Origin of the sequence: Chlorogloea sp. CCALA 695 (assembly GCF_003003885.1) — a bacterium.
Classification (GTDB): domain Bacteria; phylum Cyanobacteriota; class Cyanobacteriia; order Cyanobacteriales; family Chroococcidiopsidaceae; genus Aliterella.
The window spans coordinates 1-21,102 of record NZ_PVWN01000008.1 but is presented as its reverse complement, the minus strand read 5'-3'; the positions used below and the strand labels follow the sequence as shown (position 1 = coordinate 21,102).

The 21,102-nt window shown below is 40.5% G+C and carries 18 protein-coding genes; 11 read left to right on the top strand and 7 right to left on the bottom strand.

What is annotated here, in order from left to right; translation table 11 throughout:
* Positions 1 to 120 precede the first annotated feature (120 nt).
* Both C7B70_RS06310 and C7B70_RS06305 read right to left on the bottom strand, forming a co-directional pair.
* Complete coding sequence (locus C7B70_RS06310; protein WP_106368216.1) at positions 121 to 2,439, bottom strand: ATP-dependent helicase; 2,319 nt, start codon at positions 2,437 to 2,439, stop codon at positions 121 to 123.
* A gap of 146 nt (positions 2,440 to 2,585) precedes the next feature.
* Positions 2,586 to 4,271, bottom strand: a complete 1,686-nt coding sequence (locus tag C7B70_RS06305; protein WP_106368215.1) for an NAD(P)H-quinone oxidoreductase subunit 4 — start codon at positions 4,269 to 4,271, stop codon at positions 2,586 to 2,588.
* 106 nt (positions 4,272 to 4,377) lie between these two features.
* Between C7B70_RS06305 and C7B70_RS06300 the strand changes: the two genes are divergently transcribed.
* Positions 4,378 to 5,997, top strand: a complete 1,620-nt coding sequence (locus C7B70_RS06300) for a glycosyltransferase family 39 protein (RefSeq protein WP_199192095.1) — start codon at positions 4,378 to 4,380, stop codon at positions 5,995 to 5,997.
* Between the two features lie 80 nt (positions 5,998 to 6,077).
* Here C7B70_RS06300 and C7B70_RS06295 read toward each other — a convergent pair whose 3' ends face one another.
* Entirely contained in the window at positions 6,078 to 7,163 is a 1,086-nt protein-coding gene (locus C7B70_RS06295) for a RuBisCO accumulation factor 1 (protein ID WP_106368213.1), read from the bottom strand.
* Positions 7,164 to 7,375: 212 nt separating this feature from the next.
* Here C7B70_RS06295 and ubiE point away from each other — a divergent pair, with 212 nt between their 5' ends.
* Together ubiE and C7B70_RS06285 are read left to right on the top strand one after the other, a co-directional pair.
* Positions 7,376 to 8,083: a bifunctional demethylmenaquinone methyltransferase/2-methoxy-6-polyprenyl-1,4-benzoquinol methylase UbiE gene (gene ubiE / locus C7B70_RS06290; RefSeq protein ID WP_106368212.1), complete on the top strand. Its 708-nt coding sequence runs from the start codon at positions 7,376 to 7,378 to the stop codon at positions 8,081 to 8,083.
* 51 nt (positions 8,084 to 8,134) lie between these two features.
* Positions 8,135 to 9,364 (top strand): DUF445 domain-containing protein, encoded by a 1,230-nt coding sequence (locus tag C7B70_RS06285; RefSeq protein ID WP_106368211.1) that lies wholly within the window; start codon positions 8,135 to 8,137, stop codon positions 9,362 to 9,364.
* 36 nt (positions 9,365 to 9,400) lie between these two features.
* On the opposite strand, the gene hflX is transcribed toward C7B70_RS06285, so the two are convergent.
* From hflX to sufR, 3 genes are all read right to left on the bottom strand, one after another.
* Positions 9,401 to 11,086: a GTPase HflX gene (gene hflX / locus C7B70_RS06280; RefSeq protein ID WP_106368210.1), complete on the bottom strand. Its 1,686-nt coding sequence runs from the start codon at positions 11,084 to 11,086 to the stop codon at positions 9,401 to 9,403.
* A 45-nt stretch (positions 11,087 to 11,131) separates the two neighbouring features.
* Positions 11,132 to 12,154: a 7,8-didemethyl-8-hydroxy-5-deazariboflavin synthase subunit CofG gene (gene cofG / locus C7B70_RS06275; RefSeq protein ID WP_106368306.1), complete on the bottom strand. Its 1,023-nt coding sequence runs from the start codon at positions 12,152 to 12,154 to the stop codon at positions 11,132 to 11,134.
* A 107-nt stretch (positions 12,155 to 12,261) separates the two neighbouring features.
* Positions 12,262 to 12,915, bottom strand: a complete 654-nt coding sequence (gene sufR / locus C7B70_RS06270; protein ID WP_106368209.1) for an iron-sulfur cluster biosynthesis transcriptional regulator SufR — start codon at positions 12,913 to 12,915, stop codon at positions 12,262 to 12,264.
* 216 nt (positions 12,916 to 13,131) lie between these two features.
* Here sufR and sufB point away from each other — a divergent pair, with 216 nt between their 5' ends.
* The 5 genes from sufB to C7B70_RS06245 all read left to right on the top strand — a co-directional run bounded on the left by sufB (position 13,132) and on the right by C7B70_RS06245 (position 18,619).
* Positions 13,132 to 14,568, top strand: coding sequence for a Fe-S cluster assembly protein SufB (gene sufB, locus C7B70_RS06265; protein WP_106368208.1), 1,437 nt, complete (start codon positions 13,132 to 13,134; stop codon positions 14,566 to 14,568).
* A 60-nt stretch (positions 14,569 to 14,628) separates the two neighbouring features.
* Positions 14,629 to 15,411 carry a Fe-S cluster assembly ATPase SufC gene (gene sufC / locus C7B70_RS06260; RefSeq protein WP_106368207.1) on the top strand — a complete coding sequence of 261 codons (783 nt, stop codon included), beginning with the start codon at positions 14,629 to 14,631 and terminating at the stop codon, positions 15,409 to 15,411.
* 2 nt (positions 15,412 to 15,413) lie between these two features.
* On the top strand, positions 15,414 to 16,757 hold the full coding sequence (gene sufD, locus C7B70_RS06255; RefSeq protein ID WP_106368206.1) for a Fe-S cluster assembly protein SufD: 1,344 nt from the start codon (positions 15,414 to 15,416) through the stop codon (positions 16,755 to 16,757).
* A gap of 17 nt (positions 16,758 to 16,774) precedes the next feature.
* On the top strand, positions 16,775 to 18,034 hold the full coding sequence (locus C7B70_RS06250) for a SufS family cysteine desulfurase (protein ID WP_106368205.1): 1,260 nt from the start codon (positions 16,775 to 16,777) through the stop codon (positions 18,032 to 18,034).
* Positions 18,035 to 18,103: 69 nt separating this feature from the next.
* A complete protein-coding gene (locus C7B70_RS06245) occupies positions 18,104 to 18,619 on the top strand; it encodes a Uma2 family endonuclease (protein ID WP_199192094.1) in 516 nt (171 codons plus the stop codon).
* A gap of 229 nt (positions 18,620 to 18,848) precedes the next feature.
* Here the strand turns inward: C7B70_RS06245 and C7B70_RS06240 are convergent, their stop codons facing one another.
* Positions 18,849 to 19,193, bottom strand: coding sequence for a YkvA family protein (locus C7B70_RS06240; protein WP_106368204.1), 345 nt, complete (start codon positions 19,191 to 19,193; stop codon positions 18,849 to 18,851).
* A 228-nt stretch (positions 19,194 to 19,421) separates the two neighbouring features.
* On the opposite strand from C7B70_RS06240, the gene rnc reads away from it, so the two are divergent.
* The 3 genes from rnc (at position 19,422) to C7B70_RS26890 (ending at position 20,927) form a co-directional block, all read left to right on the top strand.
* Positions 19,422 to 20,087 (top strand): ribonuclease III, encoded by a 666-nt coding sequence (rnc, locus tag C7B70_RS06235; protein ID WP_106368203.1) that lies wholly within the window; start codon positions 19,422 to 19,424, stop codon positions 20,085 to 20,087.
* A gap of 419 nt (positions 20,088 to 20,506) precedes the next feature.
* Complete coding sequence (locus tag C7B70_RS28275; protein WP_255409314.1) at positions 20,507 to 20,629, top strand: hypothetical protein; 123 nt, start codon at positions 20,507 to 20,509, stop codon at positions 20,627 to 20,629.
* A 58-nt stretch (positions 20,630 to 20,687) separates the two neighbouring features.
* Positions 20,688 to 20,927, top strand: coding sequence for a tryptophan-rich sensory protein (locus C7B70_RS26890; RefSeq protein ID WP_255409315.1), 240 nt, complete (start codon positions 20,688 to 20,690; stop codon positions 20,925 to 20,927).
* Positions 20,928 to 21,102 lie beyond the last annotated feature (175 nt).

Genomic DNA, 21,102 nt, shown 5'->3' with positions numbered 1-21,102 from the left:
GGAGCAATCGGTTTTACTACTGTTAAAAATGTTGATGGCTTAATGTACGTCTATAACCTAGGAACTACATTGAGTCTTTAGGCAGATGACAATCTAATTCAAATGTTTGTTTTTAATCAGTTATTTAGCTTGTAACGATGCAGTGGAGATCGCACTAGAGGGAAATTGGCGCTTTAATGCTGGAAAAACAGGACAGGGCGGACGATTATCTAAACTATTGGGTTTGCTCCAAATAAAAGGCGCTTTTTGTGCCGCCGACATCCACAATAAGCGTTTGGCTCTAGTCATTGCTACGTAAAGTAAGCGAAATTCCTCGGCGGTTTTTAGTTGTTTGGCATCTTCCCAAGCTTGAGCAATATCTGGTAAAACGGCTTGTCCGTGAAGATGGGCGCGAATTTGAGCGCGGGCGACTTCAGACAAACTAAATTCACCTAAAAAATGCGTTTGCGGCGGAACCCACAAGATACCAGGAATAATATTTTCATGCAAAAAAGGTAGAAAAACATAGTCCCAATCAAGCCCTTTGGCTTTGTGCATAGAAATAATTGTTAGTTGACCAGGACGAGTAAAACGTTCCTCCACAGCATCAGTTTCTACAGGCTCAAACCTTTCCGAGCTAACTATTTCGTTAAGTACCGTTAGCATCGCCGCTAGGGAACTATTACCCGTCGTCTGTTGGGCGACTCTTTCAGCTAATTTATCGGCAGTTGCAAGTTCGGCTCCGTCATAGTTTAGAGTTAAAGCCAAAAAGGAAATTAGTTGATAAGGCGGCAATTCTAGACGAGCGCGGAGCAATTGATGACACAAATTACGCGGTTTAATCGCGGCTTCCCTAAGAGGTGGATCTAAAGGAGTAGGATAGATAAATTGTTCGGGAAGTAAAGCTAAGGCGTTGAGGTCTTGACGCTCGATTAGCTGACGTTGGACAAGGACAGCTAAAGCGGCTTTGAGATAATCGGGAGAATGGGGACGATCAAGAAATTGCAACCAGGCTAGAATCTCCGCCGGGACGTGAGAGCGGCGATCGCTCTCGGAGACTTCATATAAACTAATGTCATGCTCTTGACATACAGGTGCAAGTTTTTCTGCTAACCATTGACCTTGTTTATTTTCTCTAACTAAAATCGCGCAAGAGCGATCGCTATGTTCAGTTAATAGACTAACTACGCGATCGCCAATTAAACTAGCGGTGTGGTGAATGTCTCGCGGTGTATAAAGTTCTAACCCTTTACCCCCAGGAGCGGGATTAGCATCGCTCTGGGGATCGTCAGCGTCTACGGGGTGAATTTTTTGGACACGAAAGGGAGCTTTATTACTTTTATAAGTACGATTTACCCATTCCAAAGTAAAGTTAGCCGCATCAATAATAATTTTGCTACTACGTCCGGCTCGATCCATTGTGGCTAGATGTCCTTGGCGATCGCATTGTTCGCAAAATTGGCGAAAATAAATCGGATCAGCTGGGGTAAATGTAGAATTTATTGCTTGATTAGGATCGCCCACGCGAATTAAATTTGTTGAATGCTCCTCATTAACCGCCAGAATTTTAAGTAGCCTAGTTTGCAGTTGGCTGGAGTCTTGCGCCTCGTCTTCAAACACTGCAAAAACTTGGTTTTGTTCAATTTGACAAGCTCTGTCATTGTCTAACACCCGCAGAGCGCCTAAAATCATATCGTCGTAGTCGATTAGATCGCGCGATCGCATAATGCTTTGATACTGCTCGTACAATCCCGAAGCGATTTCCAAAATATTGTAATCATCGTCGGATTGACTACTAATTTGGCTCAAAGTAGCGGGTAAAATTCCCGAACTTTTGGCTTCGCGGATGACACTATGAGCTAAACCGGGTAATACTTCGGTACGCAATACCGATTGACGGCGCAAGCGCTCGGTTTCTTCTCCGTCAAATTGCCGCCCTTGTAATAATTTAGAGTAATGCCCTGGATTACTCCCAATCCATTGTTCTACACAAGTACGAATTAAGCGATGGCTTTGGTTTGGGGTAATTAAAGTAGAATTATCTAATTGTAATCCAGCCAAATCGGGGTAACGACTAGCAATATTTAACGCCAAACCGTGCAGAGTATGGACGCTAAACCCTGTGGGTGGTAAAGATAGTTTTTTTTGTAGATAGTAGCGAATTTTGGCTTTAATATTTGCTGCTGCTGATCGTGTAAAAGTGACTACAATTAGCTGATAGCGCGAGTGAAGACCATAACGAGCGATCGCAACGGCGGCTGCGGCTGCCATTCCCGTAGATTTTCCCGCCCCAGGGACGGCGGAAACTGCCATTTCTCCACCAAGCCATTGTGCCATTTGCTGCTGTCCGGGACGAAGGCTGGTTTCAATTTGGTTACAAGCTTCTTGCCGGAGTGTAGATAATTGGTTATCAATGTAATTCTTAGCGCGAATTCTTAGAGGTTCTAACCCTTGGTTCATAGAAGTTTGCTTGCTATTTCAAGTTATCTATAGCAATCCTAAATCAATTGCCAACTTGTGGGGGCGTAAGGTATTGCGCCCCTACAGTTAATGTCTACCAATCCTATATGATCGCTATATATTGACAGCAGCAAGATTTGACTTTTTTATTTAACTATCCCTAAAACCTCTGCTGTTTCTACTTGAGCGATTCTTTTAAATGCCAATGTTCTATTTGCATAGATTCCGGGGTTTGTTCGAGCTATTTGGGTGTAGGATTGACGAACTTGAGTGTTAACTGCAACGGTTTTTGCATCGTACATCTGCGTTGTAAATCTAGGATATAAGCCAATACCAACAATTAAAACAATAAAACTAGCCGCAATTGATAGTTCGCGCCAACTTGCATCTCTGTAAATCGCTTGACTGGGAAGAACGCAATCCGTACCAAAACAAGATTCTTCATCTTCTTGATTTTGTTCTTGATCATCATCCAGGTTACAGTTAAGTTCTGCACCAGTTCCGTAAAATACCTGTCTCAACATTGATAATAGATAAATTGGCGTGAGAATTACGCCAACCGCAGCAAGAAGTACTGTCACCGTGCAGAATGTCGAACTGTAGATATCGCTGGTTGTTACCCCAACAAATATCAAGATTTCACTAGCAAAACCGCTCATTCCGGGGAGCGCTAAAGATGCCATAGCACTAATTGTAAACAGTGCAAACACCTTGGGCATTACCTGACCAATTCCAGACATTTCACTCATTACCATTGTTTGAGTGCGATCGTAGGTTACACCAGCTAGGAAGAATAATACTGAGGCAATCAAACCATGAGAAATCATTTGCAGCATCGCACCGTTAATTCCTATATCGGTAAAGGATGCAATACCCAGCAGTACAAAACCCATATGAGATACTGAGGAGTAGGCAAGACGACGTTTCATGTTTGTCTGGGCAAAGGAGTTTAACGCGCCGTAGATAATGTTAACTACACCTAAAATTGCCAGCAACGGTGCAAAGTAAATATGGGCGGCGGGGAGAAGTTCTAAATTTAGGCGAATTAATCCATAGCCACCCATTTTTAAGAGTACGCCTGCTAGTACCATTGATACTGGTGTAGAGGCTTCCCCGTGAGCATCTGGAAGCCAAGTGTGCATAGGAAAAATCGCCAGTTTGACACCAAAAGCAATTATCAATCCTGCGTACAAAACGAGTTCTAAGGCGAGAGGATAATCTTTGAGGGCAAGTTGGGCGATATCAAAAGTAACATCGCTACCCCCAGAGAATGCCATCCCCAAGGCAGCTACAAGAATAAAAATAGAAGCTGCGGCAGTATAAATAATAAACTTTGTGGCGGCGTAACGACGCTTTTTACCACCCCAAATACTAATAAGTAGATAAACCGGAACGAGTTCGACTTCCCACATGATAAAAAACAGTAGTAAGTCTTGAGCAACAAAAACTCCAATCTGCGCTGAATATAATAGCAACATCAGCATATAAAAGAGTTTGGGTCTGCGGTCAACTTGCCAAGCTGAAAAAATCGCTAGGGTTGTTACAAATCCGGCTAAAAGAACTAAAGGTGCTGATAACCCATCGACAGAAACAGCCCAATTAAGTTTCAATTGAGGTATCCAAGCATAACTTTCTGCTAGTTGGAAAGTTGCGTTACTGGGGTCGTAGTTCTGCCAAAAGGCATAGCATATCAAAATCAAATCTGCGATCGCTACTCCTACTGCATACCATTTTACCCGCTTGCCGTCTTTGTCAGGTAATACTGGAATTAGTAATGCCGCTATTGCAGGTAGCAAAATTATTGTAGTTAGCCAAGGAAATTGTTCTGCCATTGCCCTTAATAAGCAAATATACTCATTGTATTCAATTACACTAGCTTACAATATTGTGTAAATAAATATTAATAGTTATTTACTTTAGATACTATTACTTTAAATAATGAATGATCGCAGAATACATTACTTAGCACTAACTGGGACGCTTTTTTTGGGTGCTATTTTGCGCCTGGGAAACTTGGAAGGCAAGTTTTTGTGGCTAGATGAAGTAATTACAGCTATTTTCAGCTTAGGACGCAACTACAATAATGTACCGCTAGAAGTAGTTATTCCTTTTCATCAATTACAGCAAATTTTTACTTTAGTGCCAGAAGTTAGCTGTACTCAGATTGCTCAAAATATTGCTCTGCAATCTACTCATCCACCGTTATTTTTTTGCTTGCTACATAGTTGGTTTGGTTTAGTTAATCCCCTTTCGCCTAGCTGGGTGTGGACTTTGCGATCATTTAGCGTTTTGTGGGGCGCAAGTGAAGTTGGGGCAATTTATTTACTTAATACTAAAGCTTTTTCACCCTCGGCGGGACTGACGGCGGCGGTAATGATGGCGGTTTCTCCTTTTGGCGTGTACCTTTCTCAAGAAGCCCGTCATTATACTTTGCCTGTATTGTTGATTACTTTAGCATTACTCGGACTAATTCTAATTCAACAAGATATTGTTAGTAAGCGCTTGCGAGTCAGTATATGGATATTTTGGACGACGGTTAATATTATCGGGCTATACGTCCATTATTTTTTTATTCTGGCAATAGTTGCAGAAATTGTGACTTTGTTAGGCGTAATGTACAGAAATCAGCGCAATTTCCTTCGTTATAGTATTGCTCTAACTCTGGCAATATTAGCAATTATTATTAGCTTTATTCCTTGGCTACCCGTCTTAACTGGTCATTTTAACCGCCCGGAAACTAGCTGGATACCTTCGCCTCACAACGTTGCACCTATTTACCAAATTCTAGCGGCTTGGTTACTTACGATCGCAACTTTCCCTGTAGAAAATCAACCTATACCGATCGTAATTTTGTCAGGTTTGGGGACTTTAGTTTTTGGTGGCGGTGTGCTGTGGCTAAGTTTCAAAGGAATTAAGCAATTATGGAAATCAACCAATCTATCAACTTTTACTCTTGCTAGTTTCATAATTGTAGTTTTGCTGGAATTTTTGGCGATCGTCTACTTTTTAGGCAAAGATATTACCATCACGCCTCGTTATAACTTTGTTTATTACCCAGCTTTTCTAGCTTTAGTAGCCGCCGGATTGAATAAAAATCTAGAGCGTCCTCAAACTTTTAGCTTAATTTTCCTTGGATCGCTATTAAGTTGCCTATTCGTGATTTCTAACTTAGCTTTTCAAAAACCCTACAATCCTCAACAAGTTGCTAAAACTATCAATTTAGAGCCTAATTTACCTGTAATGGTTGTGATGGGATACAGAGATTACCAAAATGTAGCATTAGGTTTGAGTTTTGCTTTAGCCTTAGAAAAGGTGAGAGATTCGGGGGATTTTGTGTTTTTAGAGCGATCGCCTAATGGTTACGAATCTGTATGGCAAAAACTCGCCCTTCTACCGCCCTTAAAAGCCCCATTACTTAACCTATGGGTAATTGCTCCCGATTTAAGACAGCGAGAATATCCGCCGCAGTTGGCGCTCTCTAAGCATTCTTGTTTTATGGATTCTGAGCAACATTACCGCATTGGCGTACCTTACCAGCTTTATAGATGTAAAAATTAGGAACACTTTAGCGTTACCTGATTCAAAATTAAACCTACGTAGAGACGTTGCATTGCAACGTCTCGTTGCCAACAGTAATTTTACTCGTCTATTTGCCAAACATCTTTAGTAATTTCTTCGTCCAAAATTTTCTTAGGACGAATCAGCACCACAACTCTACCTAGTAACTGCACGTCTGGTTTAGTTTCAAACCATTGCAATTCTATTTGACCAGAATTATCAGTTATAAAGTAACTATTAGCATCCCACTCGCGCTCGGAACGATCTACTACAACTAATACAGGCTCGGTAGAACTATTTGGCGCATCCGGTAAAAATTCACCGCTAGATAATATAACAATGGGATCTTCAGCTTTTAATACTACCTGCCATCCTGGTAATGTAACCCACGCTTGCTCTCCAGCAAACTTTACCATCCCAAAAGGTCTAATTTCTTCTACCATAGGCACAGCTTTAACATCATCGGTACTCAAAGGCATTTGTCCAGCCACGGGGACAATTCGGGCTAATTCTTCATCAGTTTGCAGCCTATAAAAAGGTAATTTAGGAGCCGATCGCGTTTGAACTACACTAAAATCCATTAATAACTGTTCAATTTGTTGTCTAGCGTTAAGAGAATGAGCAAATTTTAAACCTTTAGCAATTAAACGCGATCGCTCTTGCATATCGTTTTTTTGCCGAATCAAGCGCCAGTAGTGATAAGCTACAGCATCGCCGCGATGAGAAGTAAAGCCGTTAGGTAAGGAAGATAAACGGGTATAGTCTTTAATGGCTCTAGCTACTTCACGAGCATCATCAATATTTAGCCCATGAGTTACTATGAGATCCGCCGCCGCCGCGCGATCGCTGTGAGCTAATAGACGCAATTCGTATAGAGTCTCGCTACCACGCCCGGTAAAATGCGATCGCACTTCTTGCGAAACTCCAGATTTTTCCATAGAAGCATAAACTTGAGATCCTACAATTATCTGGTTTTGCTGGATTGGCTCAAATCCTGTCGCTTCAAAAATAGTTTGTGGACTTAGCCCAGATTTTTGTAATTTTGAACAAGCAATTCCCCACTCTACCCAGCTACCTTGTTTTTGGCGCAAATTTCTGATTAAAGTTTCGCTTTCTTCGTTTGATAGCTCGTCACTATTGACACTATTAGGTGTTAGTTCAGTCATAATTACAGATAGAAATTTTTTTAATGAAATGGACTAAACATAAATCCCCTAAAAAACTGGGGGTTAAATTTATTTTAGGTTCGCTTACTCATTCTAGAACTACTAGGGGCGATCGCAATAACTCGTTATACAGCTAACTTTGAGTCAAAAACCCCCTTGCTTATAGCTAAAGTCTACTAGAGTAGACTAATAAATCTTTGACAATAGGTTTAATGGAATCAACTGATATCCGCGCTATTTTTGATCGCATTGCTCCGGTTTACGACCAAATGAACGATCACCTAAGTTTAGGTCAACATCGCATTTGGAAGCAAATGACAGTAAAGTGGAGCAAAGCAAAGCTTGGTGATACTTGTTTAGATGTGTGTTGTGGTAGTGGCGACTTAGCGTTGCGTCTAGCGCGCTCTGTTGGTACTACAGGTAAAGTATACGGCGCAGATTTTGCTGTAGCGCAGCTAGAAATTGCCAAACAACGAGCTTTAAAACAATATCCCCATCCGCCGATAACTTGGGTAGAAGCTGATGCTTTAGATTTACCTTTTGCTGATAACTATTTTGATGCGGCGACTATGGGCTACGGTTTAAGAAATGTTACAGATATCCCCCGTAGTCTTCAGGAATTATATCGCGTTCTCAAGCCCGGTGCTACAGCCGCAATTTTAGATTTTCATCGCCCAACTAATACTTATTTAAGTAATTTTCAGCAATGGTATTTAGATAATTTAGTAGTACCAATGGCGCAAAGATTGGGTTTAACTGAAGAATATGCTTATATTAGTCCAAGCTTAGATCGATTTCCCACCGGACAAAAACAAGTAGAGTTAGCGAATAATGCTGGTTTTTTATCCACCCATTACCCCATTGCCAACGATATGATGGGAGTGCTGGTAGTTAAAAAAGTGCGATCGCCTTTAACTTAGACTTTAATAGTCTTTTGGCTACTAGAGCATATTACTTATTAAAATCTTGCTTTGGACTGGTCTAATTTGTGGCTTTACGTTGCGCCACCTGTCGTAGGTGGAATTATTGGCTACTTCACTAATGATATAGCCATCAAAATGCTGTTTCGTCCTTACCGAGCGCTCTATATTGGTAAACGACAGTTACCTTTTACTCCTGGCTTAATTCCCCGCAACCAAGAACGTTTGGCGGTGCGTGTATCAGATACAATCATGGGTTCGCTGCTAACGCCAGACGAACTGCAAAAACTGGCGCGGCGACTACTGCAACCCGAACGAGTCCAAGCAGGCATTCTATGGCTGCTGAAGCTGGCTCTAGAGCAAGTAAAAGTAGATAAAGAGCAAAAAAGCACTAAAATTGTCGCTGGTATTCTAAAAGACTTAGTAGGGCAATCTCTGCCCCGTTTACTAAAAGTTGTAGCACGGCGTGAAGACTTTTTAGAGACGCAAATTAATCAAATATTTGACCAAGTATTATTAGACTTTCAACTGAGCGAAGATCAAGCAACAAAGCTTGCTGATTGGCTATTGCAGGTTGTTTTACCACCTGACGCGATTAGACAGTTGATAATTGACTTTTTGACTGATCGCACGATTCAATTAATCGATGAAGGATTTAGAGAAAAAGCAAGCGGTACTTACTGGGTAGTAGCTAATTTATTTGGTTTACGAAACACTTTAACTAGGTTACGGGCTTTTTGTTTAGACGAAAAAGAAGCAACTAATGAAAGGTTGAGCGAATTAATTAAATCTTTGGTGGTACGCGATCGCCTGAAAACTTGGTTAAAAAGTATATCTCTACAAAACTTGCCCGTTTCTACGGTGCGCCAGCTACGAAAAACCACCCGCGATACTATTCGGGGTTACGTGCAAACGCGGGGAATGGACTTTTTACAAGGGTTTAACGATTCGATAGATTGGGACAATACAGCTAACTTGCTCCTCAATCGATTAAGAAATTCCGCCGCTCTCGGTAGCTCTTTAGAAGTTGTGAGCAAAGAACTAGCTTTACTATTAGAACGTTACTTAGAAAAAGATTTAGAGGCAATTGTTGCTCAAGCCATCCCTATTTTGTCTATTGACCAAGTAATTATAGATCGCGTCAAGTCTACATCGGCGGCAGACTTGGAAGCCGCAATCGAAGGAATTGTTAAAAATGAATTGCAGGCGATCGTTAATTTGGGGGGGTTATTAGGGTTTGTAATTGGTTTATTGCAAAGTGTAGTGTTGTTTTTGCAATAAAAATAGACTGGGACACAAATAGCGTGTCCCAATGATTTATGAAGCTACAGCATAGCGAATTAGCTGAGAAATCCTTTGGCGCAAAGTTTCTAACCCCAAGACTTCGCGCGCCGCAATAAATACAGCTTGCGGAAATTCCTCTCTAGCGAGTTCTAACGTCTCACTATCAGCACAATCAATTTTATTTAAAACTACTAATGCTGGTCCCGGAGTAATCGGCATTTCTGCCAAAATACTCATTACTGACCTAATTTGACTTTGCCAAGCTGGATGAGATAAGTCTGCTACATGAAGCAAAGCATCGGCTTCGGTAACTTCTTCTAAAGTTGCTCGAAAAGAATCCATTAACGACGCTGGCAATTCGTGAATAAATCCTACAGTATCTGTAAGTACAATCTGTTTAGGTCTACTTGTCACCGCGTCTGGTAACAACATTCGGCGGGTAGTAGGGTCGAGGGTCGCAAACAATTGATCGGCGGTGTAAACTTCAGAATTCGTCAAAGCGTTGAGTAGCGTTGATTTTCCAGCATTTGTATAACCAACGATCGCAATTGATGGTACTTCTCTGTGTTGACGTTGCTGGCGTAACCGCGATCTATGAGCTTGTAATTGATCTACTTCAGACTGCAATCTACTAATTCGCCGGGCGATCGCTCGCCGCTCAGTTTCTAGTTTAGTTTCCCCTGGCCCCCGCGTCCCAATACCACCACCCAACCTTGACATGGCTTGTCCTCTACCCGTCAATCTGGGCAACATATACTCTAGTTGAGCGAGTTCTACTTGCAGTTTTCCCGCTCGTGATTGGGCGCGTTGAGCAAAGATATCTAAAATTACTTCGGTTCTGTCTACAACTCTAATACCGATTTGGATTTCCAAATTACGCACCTGAGAAGGGGAAAGATCGCGATCAAAAACGATTAAATTAGCTCCTAAAGTTTGAGCAGTTAAGGCTATTTCTTGAACTTTCCCTTCGCCAACCACAGTTTGGGGATGAACCCGCGATCGCTTTTGCTGGATTATTTGTAAAACTTCCCCCCCGGCGGTATTTATCAGGCGTTCTAATTCCGCTACAGTGTCTTTAAATTGTTGGGGTGTAATGCCATCAGTAAACATTCCGACCAATAAAACCCGATCGCGATCGCTATCTACTTTTTGAGCGACAAACTCTTGCTGAAACCGTCCTTCTATTTCTGCTACTAAATCAATAAAATCTTGATTGGCAACAATATCTAGGCTCAATGATGGCGATACTTGCCAATTTGACCCATTTTCGGGAGTAAGGTTAGCGATATAAGCTTCTTTAACGTAACCTGTCGCCCCGCCTCCCCGTCGTTCAAAGCCTGAGCCTGTAACGTTCAATACGATTAAACTATCTAATCGCTGAAGCGCCATCGCGGTTAAAGCAGCTTCGTTTGGGGGTTCGGTTTTTAATTGCGTTGTTATACACCTAATTCCGCTTAATCTTTCCGCGCCATAACGGGGCAATTCTAAGGGGGGAATTTGAGTTTGACGGGGCGTACCAACACCTACACGGATCGCCTGTCCCCGGCGATTGAAATAAGTGCATATAGGCTGATTAATGTCTGTGCTAATGGCAGCAAGTCTTTGAGCAAATTCTGGCGTAGTCAAGCGATCGCCTGGTAGTCGCTGATGATACAGTTTTTGTAATTGTTTGATTTGGCTAGATTTCAGCCCTTGAAGGTTTCCGTATATAGTTTCTATAAGCGTTTTAACCAGTAAATGGTTCCCGAATCCAGTAATTATATCTTACAAAATTGCGTGACTTTGAGAGGCTTCTTTATTAGCTTTTAAAATGCGATCGCGCCAAGTTTGATATTTTGCCTGCAATTCCCCAGATAGCCAAGTGTAATATTGAGGATAAACAGGTAAACGGGGTACGAGTTGCCAAGAATCTAGAGCTAAAATATCTGATAAGTGTTGAGAGTGCAAATGCGGATAATCGGGGTTAACTTCGTCTTTGATGCCAATACCGCCCAAATCTCGCGCGCCTGCTTCCAAACAAGCAAGTAATAAGTTGGGATAGACAACTAAGTTAGGCGGAATTTGAATTGCAATTTCTGGTGGTAAAATTTCTCTTGCGAATGCGATTACTTTTGGTAATTCCTGTAAGTCAAAACCTGGCAATGCCATAGCTTGTAAAGTTCCTGGACTATGAGGTTGTAAGATAACTTCTTGAATATGCCCGTAACGTTGATGAACTTGGGCGATTACTTCTAAAGTTTCTCTCCAATCTGCGATCGTTTCCCCAATCCCCAAAAGTAACCCCGTTGTAAAGGGAATTTGCAATTCTCCCGCCCATTTTAGCTGTTGCAGCCGTACTTCTGGCACTTTACTAGGTGCGTGTTGATGAACAGTTTGCAGTAGTTTAGGCGTTATTTGTTCTACCATCAATCCCATTGATACATTAACGGCTTTTAACTGCTTCATTTCTTTAAAGCTCAAAATGCCAGCATTAGTATGAGGTAGAAATCCTAGAGATAGCGCGAGTTCACACAGATCGTAAATTAGTTTAAACCATGCTTGACGGCGGGAAGAATTGGGATGTACTTCGCCACTCAAAATCAAAATTTCACAAATCCCTTGACTTTGGAGTTGTAATAACTGCTCTTTTGCTGTGTCTAAACTTAACCAATCACTTTTACCCGGATCTGTACGAAAGTTGCAATAACTACACTGGTTAAAACACTCGTAAGTCGGGACTATTGTATGAGCGGGGCTATAAGTAACAATCTTAGAAGACGTTTTAAAAGACTTTCGATTAGTATCCAACAGTTCTACTCTTGCCTCAAAATATTTTCCCCCCTTTTTCAAGGGGAGGTAAAAAGCGGTGTAGCTTTGCTTCCCGCTTTATTGCCGTGGGTTAGGGGGGATCTCTTCTAAAGATTATGCGATCGCACTAAATAACCGCAGCGTTGCTCTCCGTTAATAATCCAATGAGTACGCTCAACGGTACAATCTGGCAATATCTGAGCAAACATCTCTAATTCGTGTCCGCAAATCCCCGGAAAAGACTCCGCAACGTTAGAGATAGCGCAATTATGCTCCGTCATCATAAAACCGTCGCTAGATTCTAAAGAATGACATTCCGCCATAAACCCCTCAGCTTTTCTAAGTTCTACGAGTTTGGTAACGCGATTTTCTAAACAACCGTTACCCAATTTTGAGCGATATTCTATAGCTTTACGCTGCCATTGCTTGCTTAAAATCTGACTAACTTGCTCTGCTCCTACGGTTTCGGCTAAAGTTCCCAGGAGAGAAACAGCAAAAGCACTATAATTTTGACTTGTAGATTGGTTAAAGCTTTCGCGCCCTTTACTGCTAATTTGATAAGCGTGTTGAGGACGGCCCATTTGCTGAGACTTCGCGCTGTAGGAAATTAAATCTTGATTAGCCAAATCTTTTAAGTGACGGCGTACGGCTTGCTGACTAATTTCTAGCTTGGTTGCCAACTCTTGGGCGGTAGCTGAAGAATGCTGCCCTAAGTATTGCAGAATGTCTTGCTTAGTGGAGGGCTGCTGTGCGATCGCCATCTTTTTCCCAACAAAATTTCACTTTGACAACATACCTGTTGTTAATGTAGCCTAAAATGGAGATACATTAAACAACAAAGGTGTTGCTTTAATCGTACTATACTAAAAGCCATTTACGAAAATGGCGATTTCCCGTCTGCACCTTAAAGAGAGAACAGTTAGTAGTTTAGCTGCTAACAAACAAGATTCATTAGAGAACACGAGAGAACACTACTGATGACTGCAACTGTCAAAACGTTAGTTAACCAACCCTACAAATACGGTTTTATTACCGACATTGAGTCAGACACGATTCCCCGTGGACTTAGTGAAGATGTAGTACGCTTAATTTCGGCGAAAAAAGAAGAACCGGAATTTATGTTAGAGTTCCGGCTTAAAGCCTATCGTCAATGGCTGAAAATGACCGAACCTACTTGGCCCAATGTCAAGTATCCAACTATTGATTATCAAAATATTATTTATTACTCTGCTCCTAAGCAAAAAGCAAAGCTCAATAGCTTAGATGAAGTAGATCCTACACTTTTAGAAACATTTGAAAAGCTAGGAATTTCGTTATCTGAGCAAAAACGTCTATCTAACGTAGCGGTAGATGCAATTTTTGACAGCGTATCTGTAGCTACAACTTTCAAAGACAAACTAGCTAAAGATGGCGTAATTTTCTGCTCAATTTCAGAAGCCTTAAAAGAACACCCAGAATTAGTCAAGAAATACTTAGGTAGTGTTGTTCCCGCCGCAGACAACTATTTTGCCGCCTTAAATGGCGCGGTATTTAGCGATGGCTCTTTTGTCTACATTCCCAAAAACACAAAATGCCCGATGGAACTATCTACGTATTTCCGCATCAATAGCGGCGATACAGGGCAGTTTGAGCGGACTTTGATTGTCGCAGAGGAAGGTAGCTCAGTTTCGTATCTAGAAGGCTGTACAGCCCCCATGTACGACACAAACCAACTACACGCGGCGGTAGTCGAGTTAGTTGCTTTAGACAATGCAGAGATTAAATACTCCACAGTTCAAAACTGGTACGCTGGCGACGCAAACGGCAAAGGTGGAATTTACAACTTTGTTACCAAGCGGGGATTGTGTCAGGGAGTCAATTCTAAGATTTCATGGACGCAAGTAGAAACAGGTTCGGCGATTACTTGGAAGTACCCCAGTTGCGTACTTGTAGGCGACAACTCGGTAGGTGAATTTTACTCGGTAGCACTTACCAATCACAAACAGCAAGCCGATACCGGGACAAAAATGATTCATGTGGGCAAGAATACCCGCAGTACAATCATTTCTAAAGGCATTTCGGCGGGTAACTCCTCTAATAGTTATCGGGGTTTGGTGAAAATCAACCCGAAAGCTGAAGGTGCTAGGAATTATTCGCAATGCGATTCAATGCTAATTGGCGATAACGCTAGCGCGAATACTTTTCCTTATATTCAGGTACAAAATCCGGCGGCGAAGGTAGAACATGAAGCGTCTACTTCCAAAATTGGCGAAGATCAATTATTTTACTTCTCCCAACGCGGTATTTCCTCAGAAGATGCGATTTCAATGATGATTAGCGGCTTCTGCAAGGATGTATTCAATCAATTGCCAATGGAATTTGCTGTAGAAGCGGATAGGTTGTTGAGTTTGAAGTTAGAAGGAAGTGTAGGGTAATTCAAGGGCAGGTGAAAAGCCTGCCTTTTTAACGAAAGGTAACAGGGAAAAATAGAAAGAATGATTGTTGAAAATAGCGATGTTTTGTTGTCAGTAAAAAACTTGACGGCCCAAGTAGACGGAAATTCGATTTTAAAGGGTGTGAATCTGGAAGTAAAAGCCGGAGAGATTCATGCAATTATGGGCCCTAACGGTTCGGGTAAAAGCACTTTTTCTAAGGTAATAGCAGGACATCCGGCTTATGATGTGACTGCGGGAGAAGTAACTTTTCAAGGCGAGAAGTTGCTAGAAATGGAAGCGGAAGAACGTGCGAGAGCAGGTGTATTTCTGGCGTTTCAGTACCCATTAGAGATTCCAGGAGTTAGCAACCTAGACTTTTTGCGCGTAGCTTATAATTCTCGCCGCAAACAGCAAGGTTTAGAGGAATTAGACTCTTTTGATTTTGATGAGTTGGTGCAAGAAAAGCTAGATATTGTCAAAATGAATCCAGCTTTTTTAAGTCGTAGCGTCAATGAAGGTTTCTCCGGTGGAGAGAAAAAGCGCAACGAAATCTTGCAAATGGCAATATTAGAGCCGACAGTAGCAATTTTAGATGAGACAGATTCGGGTTTAGATATTGATGCGCTGAAAATTGTTGCTAATGGTGTAAATCAGTTAGCAAGCGCCGATAATGCCACAATTTTAATTACTCACTACCAACGGTTGCTAAATTATATTGTCCCGGATTACGTTCATGTAATGGCAGAAGGGCGAATTATCAAAAGTGGTGGTAAAGAGTTGGCGTTGGAATTAGAATCGCGCGGTTATGAGTGGGTGCTACAAGCGGTAACGGAGGTAGGGTAAGTATGCAGTTACTTAGCAATCTAGAGGAGTTAAAAGACAAAGATGCTTATCTCAGCGAGTTATTAAAGCAGTGTCAAGCACAAAAAATCGCGGTACTAGAACCAGAATTAATATTATTGTTGCAGGAATTGCGCGATCGCACCTCCTCCCTAATCCATCTAGCCACCTTACCCACAACCAGAGATGAAGAATGGCGCTTTACTGATTTATCAGCTTTGCGTCAAGTAAAATTCACTAATGTAGAGACATTGCACGCAACGGCTAACATTGAATCGTTAATCTTACCGGAAGCTGCAAACAGTCGTTTAGTGTTTGTCAATGGCGTTTATGCACCCCAGTTTTCGGCGATTGCAAATTTACCCGATGGAATTACAGTTAGTAATTTAGCTGGTTTACCAATAACTCATCGCTCTCGGATAAAAAACTATCTAGCTCAACAGCAAGGCGCAACAGAAGTTTTTACAGCCTTAAACACTTCTGCTATAAGTGATGTGGCGATTGTGTGGGTAGGCAAAAATGTTGTAGTCAATGCGCCTATTCATCTATTATTTGTTTCTACAAGCGAACAACCAACTATTTCTCAACCGCGTTGCTTGCTGGTGGCGGAATCTGGTAGTAATGTGACGGTGATTGAGGAATACAAAAACGCTGCAAATACAGATACGGTTTACTTTACTAATTCAGTTACGGAAATTTGGGTAGAAGAAAATGCCGAAGTTAGCCATACTAGAGTTGAGCAAGAAAGCTTAGAGGCTTTTCACATCGGTAAAACGGCGGTTTCTCAAGCGCGCTCGAGTCGCTATACTTGCTACGCGGTGAGTCTTGGTGGTAAATTATCGCGTCACAACTTAGAAGTTTTCCAAGCTGGCGAACAAACAGATACTAATTTATTTGGCTTAACGGCAATATCTGGTAACCAAGTCGGCGATACTCATAGTGCGATCGCTCTTAATTATCCTCATGGTACAACCAATCAGTTACATAAGTGTATTGTGTCTGAGAAGTCGCATGGAGTGTTTAACGGCAAAGTTTTTGTACCTAAACCTGCTCAATTAACGAATGCAGCGCAGTTAAATCGCAATTTATTACTGTCTTCTAGAGCAAGAATTGATACCAAGCCTCAGTTAGAAATTACAGCAGATAATGTCAAATGTTCTCACGGTGCAACAGTAAGTCAATTAGAAGATGATGCAATTTTTTACTTACAAAGTCGCGGTATAAATGCCAGCGATGCGCGAAACCTTTTAGTTAATGCTTTTGCGGCGGAAATTATTAATCAATTGCCTTTAAGTTCGTTGCGCGAAAGTTTGACTAATGCTGTTAAGTCTTTTTCCACAATTAAGTAAATTCATATTTATCTAAAATGACAATTACTAAAGAAAAAACTCTTGCTGATTTAGTCCGTGCTGACTTCCCAATTTTACACCAACAAGTTAACGAACATCCTTTAGTGTATTTGGATAATGCGGCTACTTCGCAAAAGCCAATCCAAGTTTTAAATGCTTTACGAGACTATTACAAACAGTATAATTCTAATGTTCATCGAGGTGTACATACTCTTAGCGCCAAAGCTACCGATGCTTACGAAGGTTCCCGCGATAAAATTGCCGCTTTTATAAATGCAGCTTCTCGTCAAGAAATTGTTTTTACTCGTAATGCAACCGAAGCAATTAATTTAGTTGCTTATAGTTGGGGTACTAGCAATTTAAAGACTGGCGATGAGATTATTTTGTCGGTGATGGAACACCACAGTAATTTAATTCCTTGGCAATTGTTGGCGCAAAAAACTGGAGCGGTACTAAAGTTTGTTGAATTAAATGAAACTGAAGAATTTAACTTAGAACAGTTTAAAACTCTAATTTCAGATAAAACAAAATTAGTCTCCGTTGTTCATGTTTCTAATACTTTAGGCTGTATTAATCCCGTTCAAGAAATTATTGCGATCGCTCACAAGTACGGTGCTAAGGTATTGCTAGATGCTTGCCAAAGTGTCCCTCATATGCCTATAGACGTACAAAAGCTAGATTGTGATTGGCTAGTCGCTTCTGGTCATAAAATGTGCGCTCCTACAGGTATCGGCTTTTTGTATGGAAAGTTGAAATTGTTGCGCTCTATGCCCCCATTTTTGGGCGGTGGTGAGATGATTGCCGATGTATACTTAAACCATGCTACCTATGCAGATTTGCCACATAAATTTGAAGCAGGTACGCCAGCTATAGCAGAAGCGATCGCATTAGGGGCAGCAGTAGATTATCTTACTAATATTGGTATGGATAAAATCTATACTTATGAAGCCGAATTAACCGGGTATTTATTTGAGCAACTAGCGCAAATTCCCGAAATTCGTACTTATGGCCCTTTACCTAAAGTAGCAGGTTTTGGTAGAGCCGCCCTTGCTGCTTTTACGGCGGGAGATGTGCATCCTCACGACTTATCTACCATGTTAGACCAAGCTGGGGTGGCGATTCGTGCAGGACATCATTGCACGCAACCATTACATCGATATTTAAAAGCTCAATCCACCGCACGCGCTAGTTTATCTTTTTATAATACTCGTGCAGAAATTGATGTTTTTATTACAGCTTTGAAAGAAGCTGTAGAGTTTTTTGGGAGCATTTTTTAGAGAGATATCCCCCAACTCCCCTTTTTAAGGGGGGAGAATATATTAATACTGACAAAGGTTTTTTGTAAGATGATTGCTACTTCAATTCCTGCGGAGCAACGTACAATATTACAAAATATTAGTTGGGAAACTTTTGAAACTTTATTAGCAGAAACAGGCGAACATAGGGGTTCGAGATTTGCTTATGAGTGTGGCATTTTAGAAATTATGTCTCCACTAATTGAGCATGAAAGTTATAAAAGTATTTTTGGTAGCTTAGTTATTGTATTAGCAGAAGAATTAGGGATTGAGATTAAAAGTGCTGGCTCTACAACTTTAAAACTTAAATCAGCTAATCGCGGGATAGAGCCAGATAATTGTTATTACATTCAAAACGAACTTGCTTTTAGAGGTAAACAAACCTTAGATTTATCTACTGATTTACCGCCAGATTTAGCAATTGAAATTGATATTACTAGCACCTCTGTAAATAAGCTAGAAATTTACCCATATTTGGGTGTGCCGGAAATTTGGATATATAACGGACGAGTTTTACAATTTTATCATTTAGTAAAAAATCAATATACTGAATGCGAATTTAGTTAGGTTTTTCCGCTCGTATCAGCAACGGAAATAAACCGATTTACAGAGCAGAGTAAAACTATTGGAGAAATTGCATTAATCAAGTTATTTCGTAATTGGGTAAGAAATAAGAGTGTCTAGTTAGATAGTAAGGCTAACAAGTTTACTCTAATTATTTGTAACTCCTAACAAACAGATTGCGTTCCTTATATAGTAAGTAGATTAGCAGCCCTACCTACTTACTCTAATTTGGCTAATTATGGCTGAACCAATCTTGTGTTTTCTTTTTGGCAAGTTCTTTTACTTCGGGCGTGATGCACATTGCAACAGATAAGAGGGCGGCTGCTAAAGCCCCTAAGTCATCTGAGTATCCGGTAAGAGGAACAATATCAGGAATCGCGTCAGTAGGGAGAATAAAGTAAGATAAAGCTCCTACTATAACTGTTTTAGCCCATAACGGAGTTTCTTTTTGTTGATAGGCATAGAAAAGTATCAAAGCTTTTTCAGTAACATCTTTTCCAGCTTGTAGTGCAAATTTTTTTAGTTTTTCCCAAAAACTTGCTTCTGAATAGGAATTATTTTTTCCCGAATTATCCATTTATTCTATTCCTTTACTGTAAAAAAAAACTTTGTAAAGCCTAGCTTTAATTTCTTGATAATTAAAGTGTAAAACTACCTAGGATTTTGTTTGTGAATTAATAAGTATTAGAGATTGTACGCTTGACAAGCTCTAATATCAGTAAAATTTAATCCTCAATTATTTAAAATAGTTAGATTTACTATATTTATTATTTAATTAATTCTTACAGTAGGTGGATAATTCAAAATGCTAGAGATTCCGCACTTCCATAATAGTTCCCTCTTACATCAAGCGCTAACTCATCGTTCTTATATGAACGAACATCCTGAAGAAACAGAAAATAACGAGCGCTTAGAATTTTTAGGTGATGCTTTATTAGGTTTTCTAGTTGGTTCATTACTTTATGAATATTATCCACAAATGGACGAAGGTAAGCTTACTAAATTACGCTCTGCATTAGTAGATGAGCAACAGTTAGCTAAGTTTGCTAAAAAGTTGAATTTAGGCAGAAGAATGTTACTAGGTAAAGGCACAAAATTAGGCGGAGGCTGTAACAATCTCAACTTACTTAGCAGCACTTTTGAAGCTGTACTTGGAGCTTATTATCTTGATTCGGGATTTGAGGCAGTGCGGGATTTTTTAAAACCAATTTTTCTTGAAGCTGCAAAACATATTGTTGACTTTCAATCAAATAAGAATCATAAAAGTATGCTTCAAGAGTGGTTTTTATCTAAATCTACTGAATTACCTGAATATGAAATAGTAAGCGAGTCAGGCGCAGATCATGATAAAGAATTTACAGCAAAAGTATGTATAAAAGATAAAGAATACGGTAGAGGAAAAGGTCACAGCAAGAAAGAAGCGGAGAAGCGTGCGGCGGAAAATGCGTTGAAAAAATTAGGACTGTTGTAACGTTTAAAATAAAAAATGTGAAGCTCTGCGAGGGCGCTGGCGCTATCGCACTTTCCTGAATTTTAGTTTAAAGCCATGTAACGGATAAGACTAAACAAACAATAACTAAAGCAAATAAAAGAGCATTTTTTATTTCTCCAAGTTCTTTAGAAAGCGCAGTGTTTTTCATGTTTTTATAAAATAATTATAAGACCTATAACTTAACTATAGTACCGACCTCGTGGTTTAAAAACCGAAAATATACTGAATAAATTAACCTTGTCAGTATGAGTTCGTATTTGGCTCATGCTGTAAATAGAATCTTCATGAAAAAATTAACAAAGATTCAAGATAAAAATCTATTTTAAACTTAAGGAAGATTAATCGTGCCTTGACCTGTTGGCATTATAAATATGTAAGGTTAAGACAACAGAGCTAATGTGGTTAAATCTTGGATAGTGATCGCCTTAGTAACTTTTTTAGTTGCTAAGGCGGCGTATTATTCAAACCCCGTGATCTTAAATGGCTATTCAATTGCGCCGCCCGAAATGGTTGACATTTGAGCCATTGATCCCGGTAACTCGGACGGTTATTTTTATCTGAGGTGTTTGGTCAGCTAATATAGTTTGGCAACAGGAGCCAGGTAATACCAAAACTTGGCTATTAATGAGTTTTTATCTACTTTTAGAAGTTGTTACTGTGTCCTATACTTCTGTAACTATAAGGCTTCGCAGCCTGCAAGTAGGGAAGATTTTAGGCGGGTCGGGAGCGGTTTTAAGTGTAATACTTGCGATCGCAATTTTCCCAATATCTCGTTTAGCCGCCGGATTATTGCTTCATCAGGTAGTCCTACAGAAGTAATGATTTAGTGTAAGCGTGGACAAAGTACCAAATTGCCTGAATGAGTTTCTCAAACGACTTCTAGAACGATAAGGTTCTTCGTACTAGCCGCGAACAATGCTGAGATCAAGTGTTGTTGAAGCGCTCATTCTAGCTCGCGAGTGCCAGTTTCTTTACCCACGGCTCGATGTCGTTT

Excerpts from the sequence above, each read along its gene's own strand:
- rnc (WP_106368203.1), top strand. The coding sequence starts at position 19,422 with ATGCTAGAGATTCCGCACTTCCATAATAGTTCCCTCTTACATCAAGCG.
- sufB (WP_106368208.1), top strand. The coding sequence starts at position 13,132 with ATGACTGCAACTGTCAAAACGTTAGTTAACCAACCCTACAAATACGGT.
- C7B70_RS06240 (WP_106368204.1), bottom strand. The coding sequence starts at position 19,193 with ATGGATAATTCGGGAAAAAATAATTCCTATTCAGAAGCAAGTTTTTGG.
- C7B70_RS06305 (WP_106368215.1), bottom strand. The coding sequence starts at position 4,271 with ATGGCAGAACAATTTCCTTGGCTAACTACAATAATTTTGCTACCTGCA.
- C7B70_RS06295 (WP_106368213.1), bottom strand. The coding sequence starts at position 7,163 with ATGACTGAACTAACACCTAATAGTGTCAATAGTGACGAGCTATCAAAC.
- sufR (WP_106368209.1), bottom strand. The coding sequence starts at position 12,915 with ATGGCGATCGCACAGCAGCCCTCCACTAAGCAAGACATTCTGCAATAC.
- C7B70_RS06245 (WP_199192094.1), top strand. The coding sequence starts at position 18,104 with ATGATTGCTACTTCAATTCCTGCGGAGCAACGTACAATATTACAAAAT.
- C7B70_RS06300 (WP_199192095.1), top strand. The coding sequence starts at position 4,378 with ATGAATGATCGCAGAATACATTACTTAGCACTAACTGGGACGCTTTTT.
- sufD (WP_106368206.1), top strand. The coding sequence starts at position 15,414 with ATGCAGTTACTTAGCAATCTAGAGGAGTTAAAAGACAAAGATGCTTAT.
- sufC (WP_106368207.1), top strand. The coding sequence starts at position 14,629 with ATGATTGTTGAAAATAGCGATGTTTTGTTGTCAGTAAAAAACTTGACG.
- C7B70_RS06310 (WP_106368216.1), bottom strand. The coding sequence starts at position 2,439 with ATGAACCAAGGGTTAGAACCTCTAAGAATTCGCGCTAAGAATTACATT.
- ubiE (WP_106368212.1), top strand. The coding sequence starts at position 7,376 with ATGGAATCAACTGATATCCGCGCTATTTTTGATCGCATTGCTCCGGTT.
- C7B70_RS06250 (WP_106368205.1), top strand. The coding sequence starts at position 16,775 with ATGACAATTACTAAAGAAAAAACTCTTGCTGATTTAGTCCGTGCTGAC.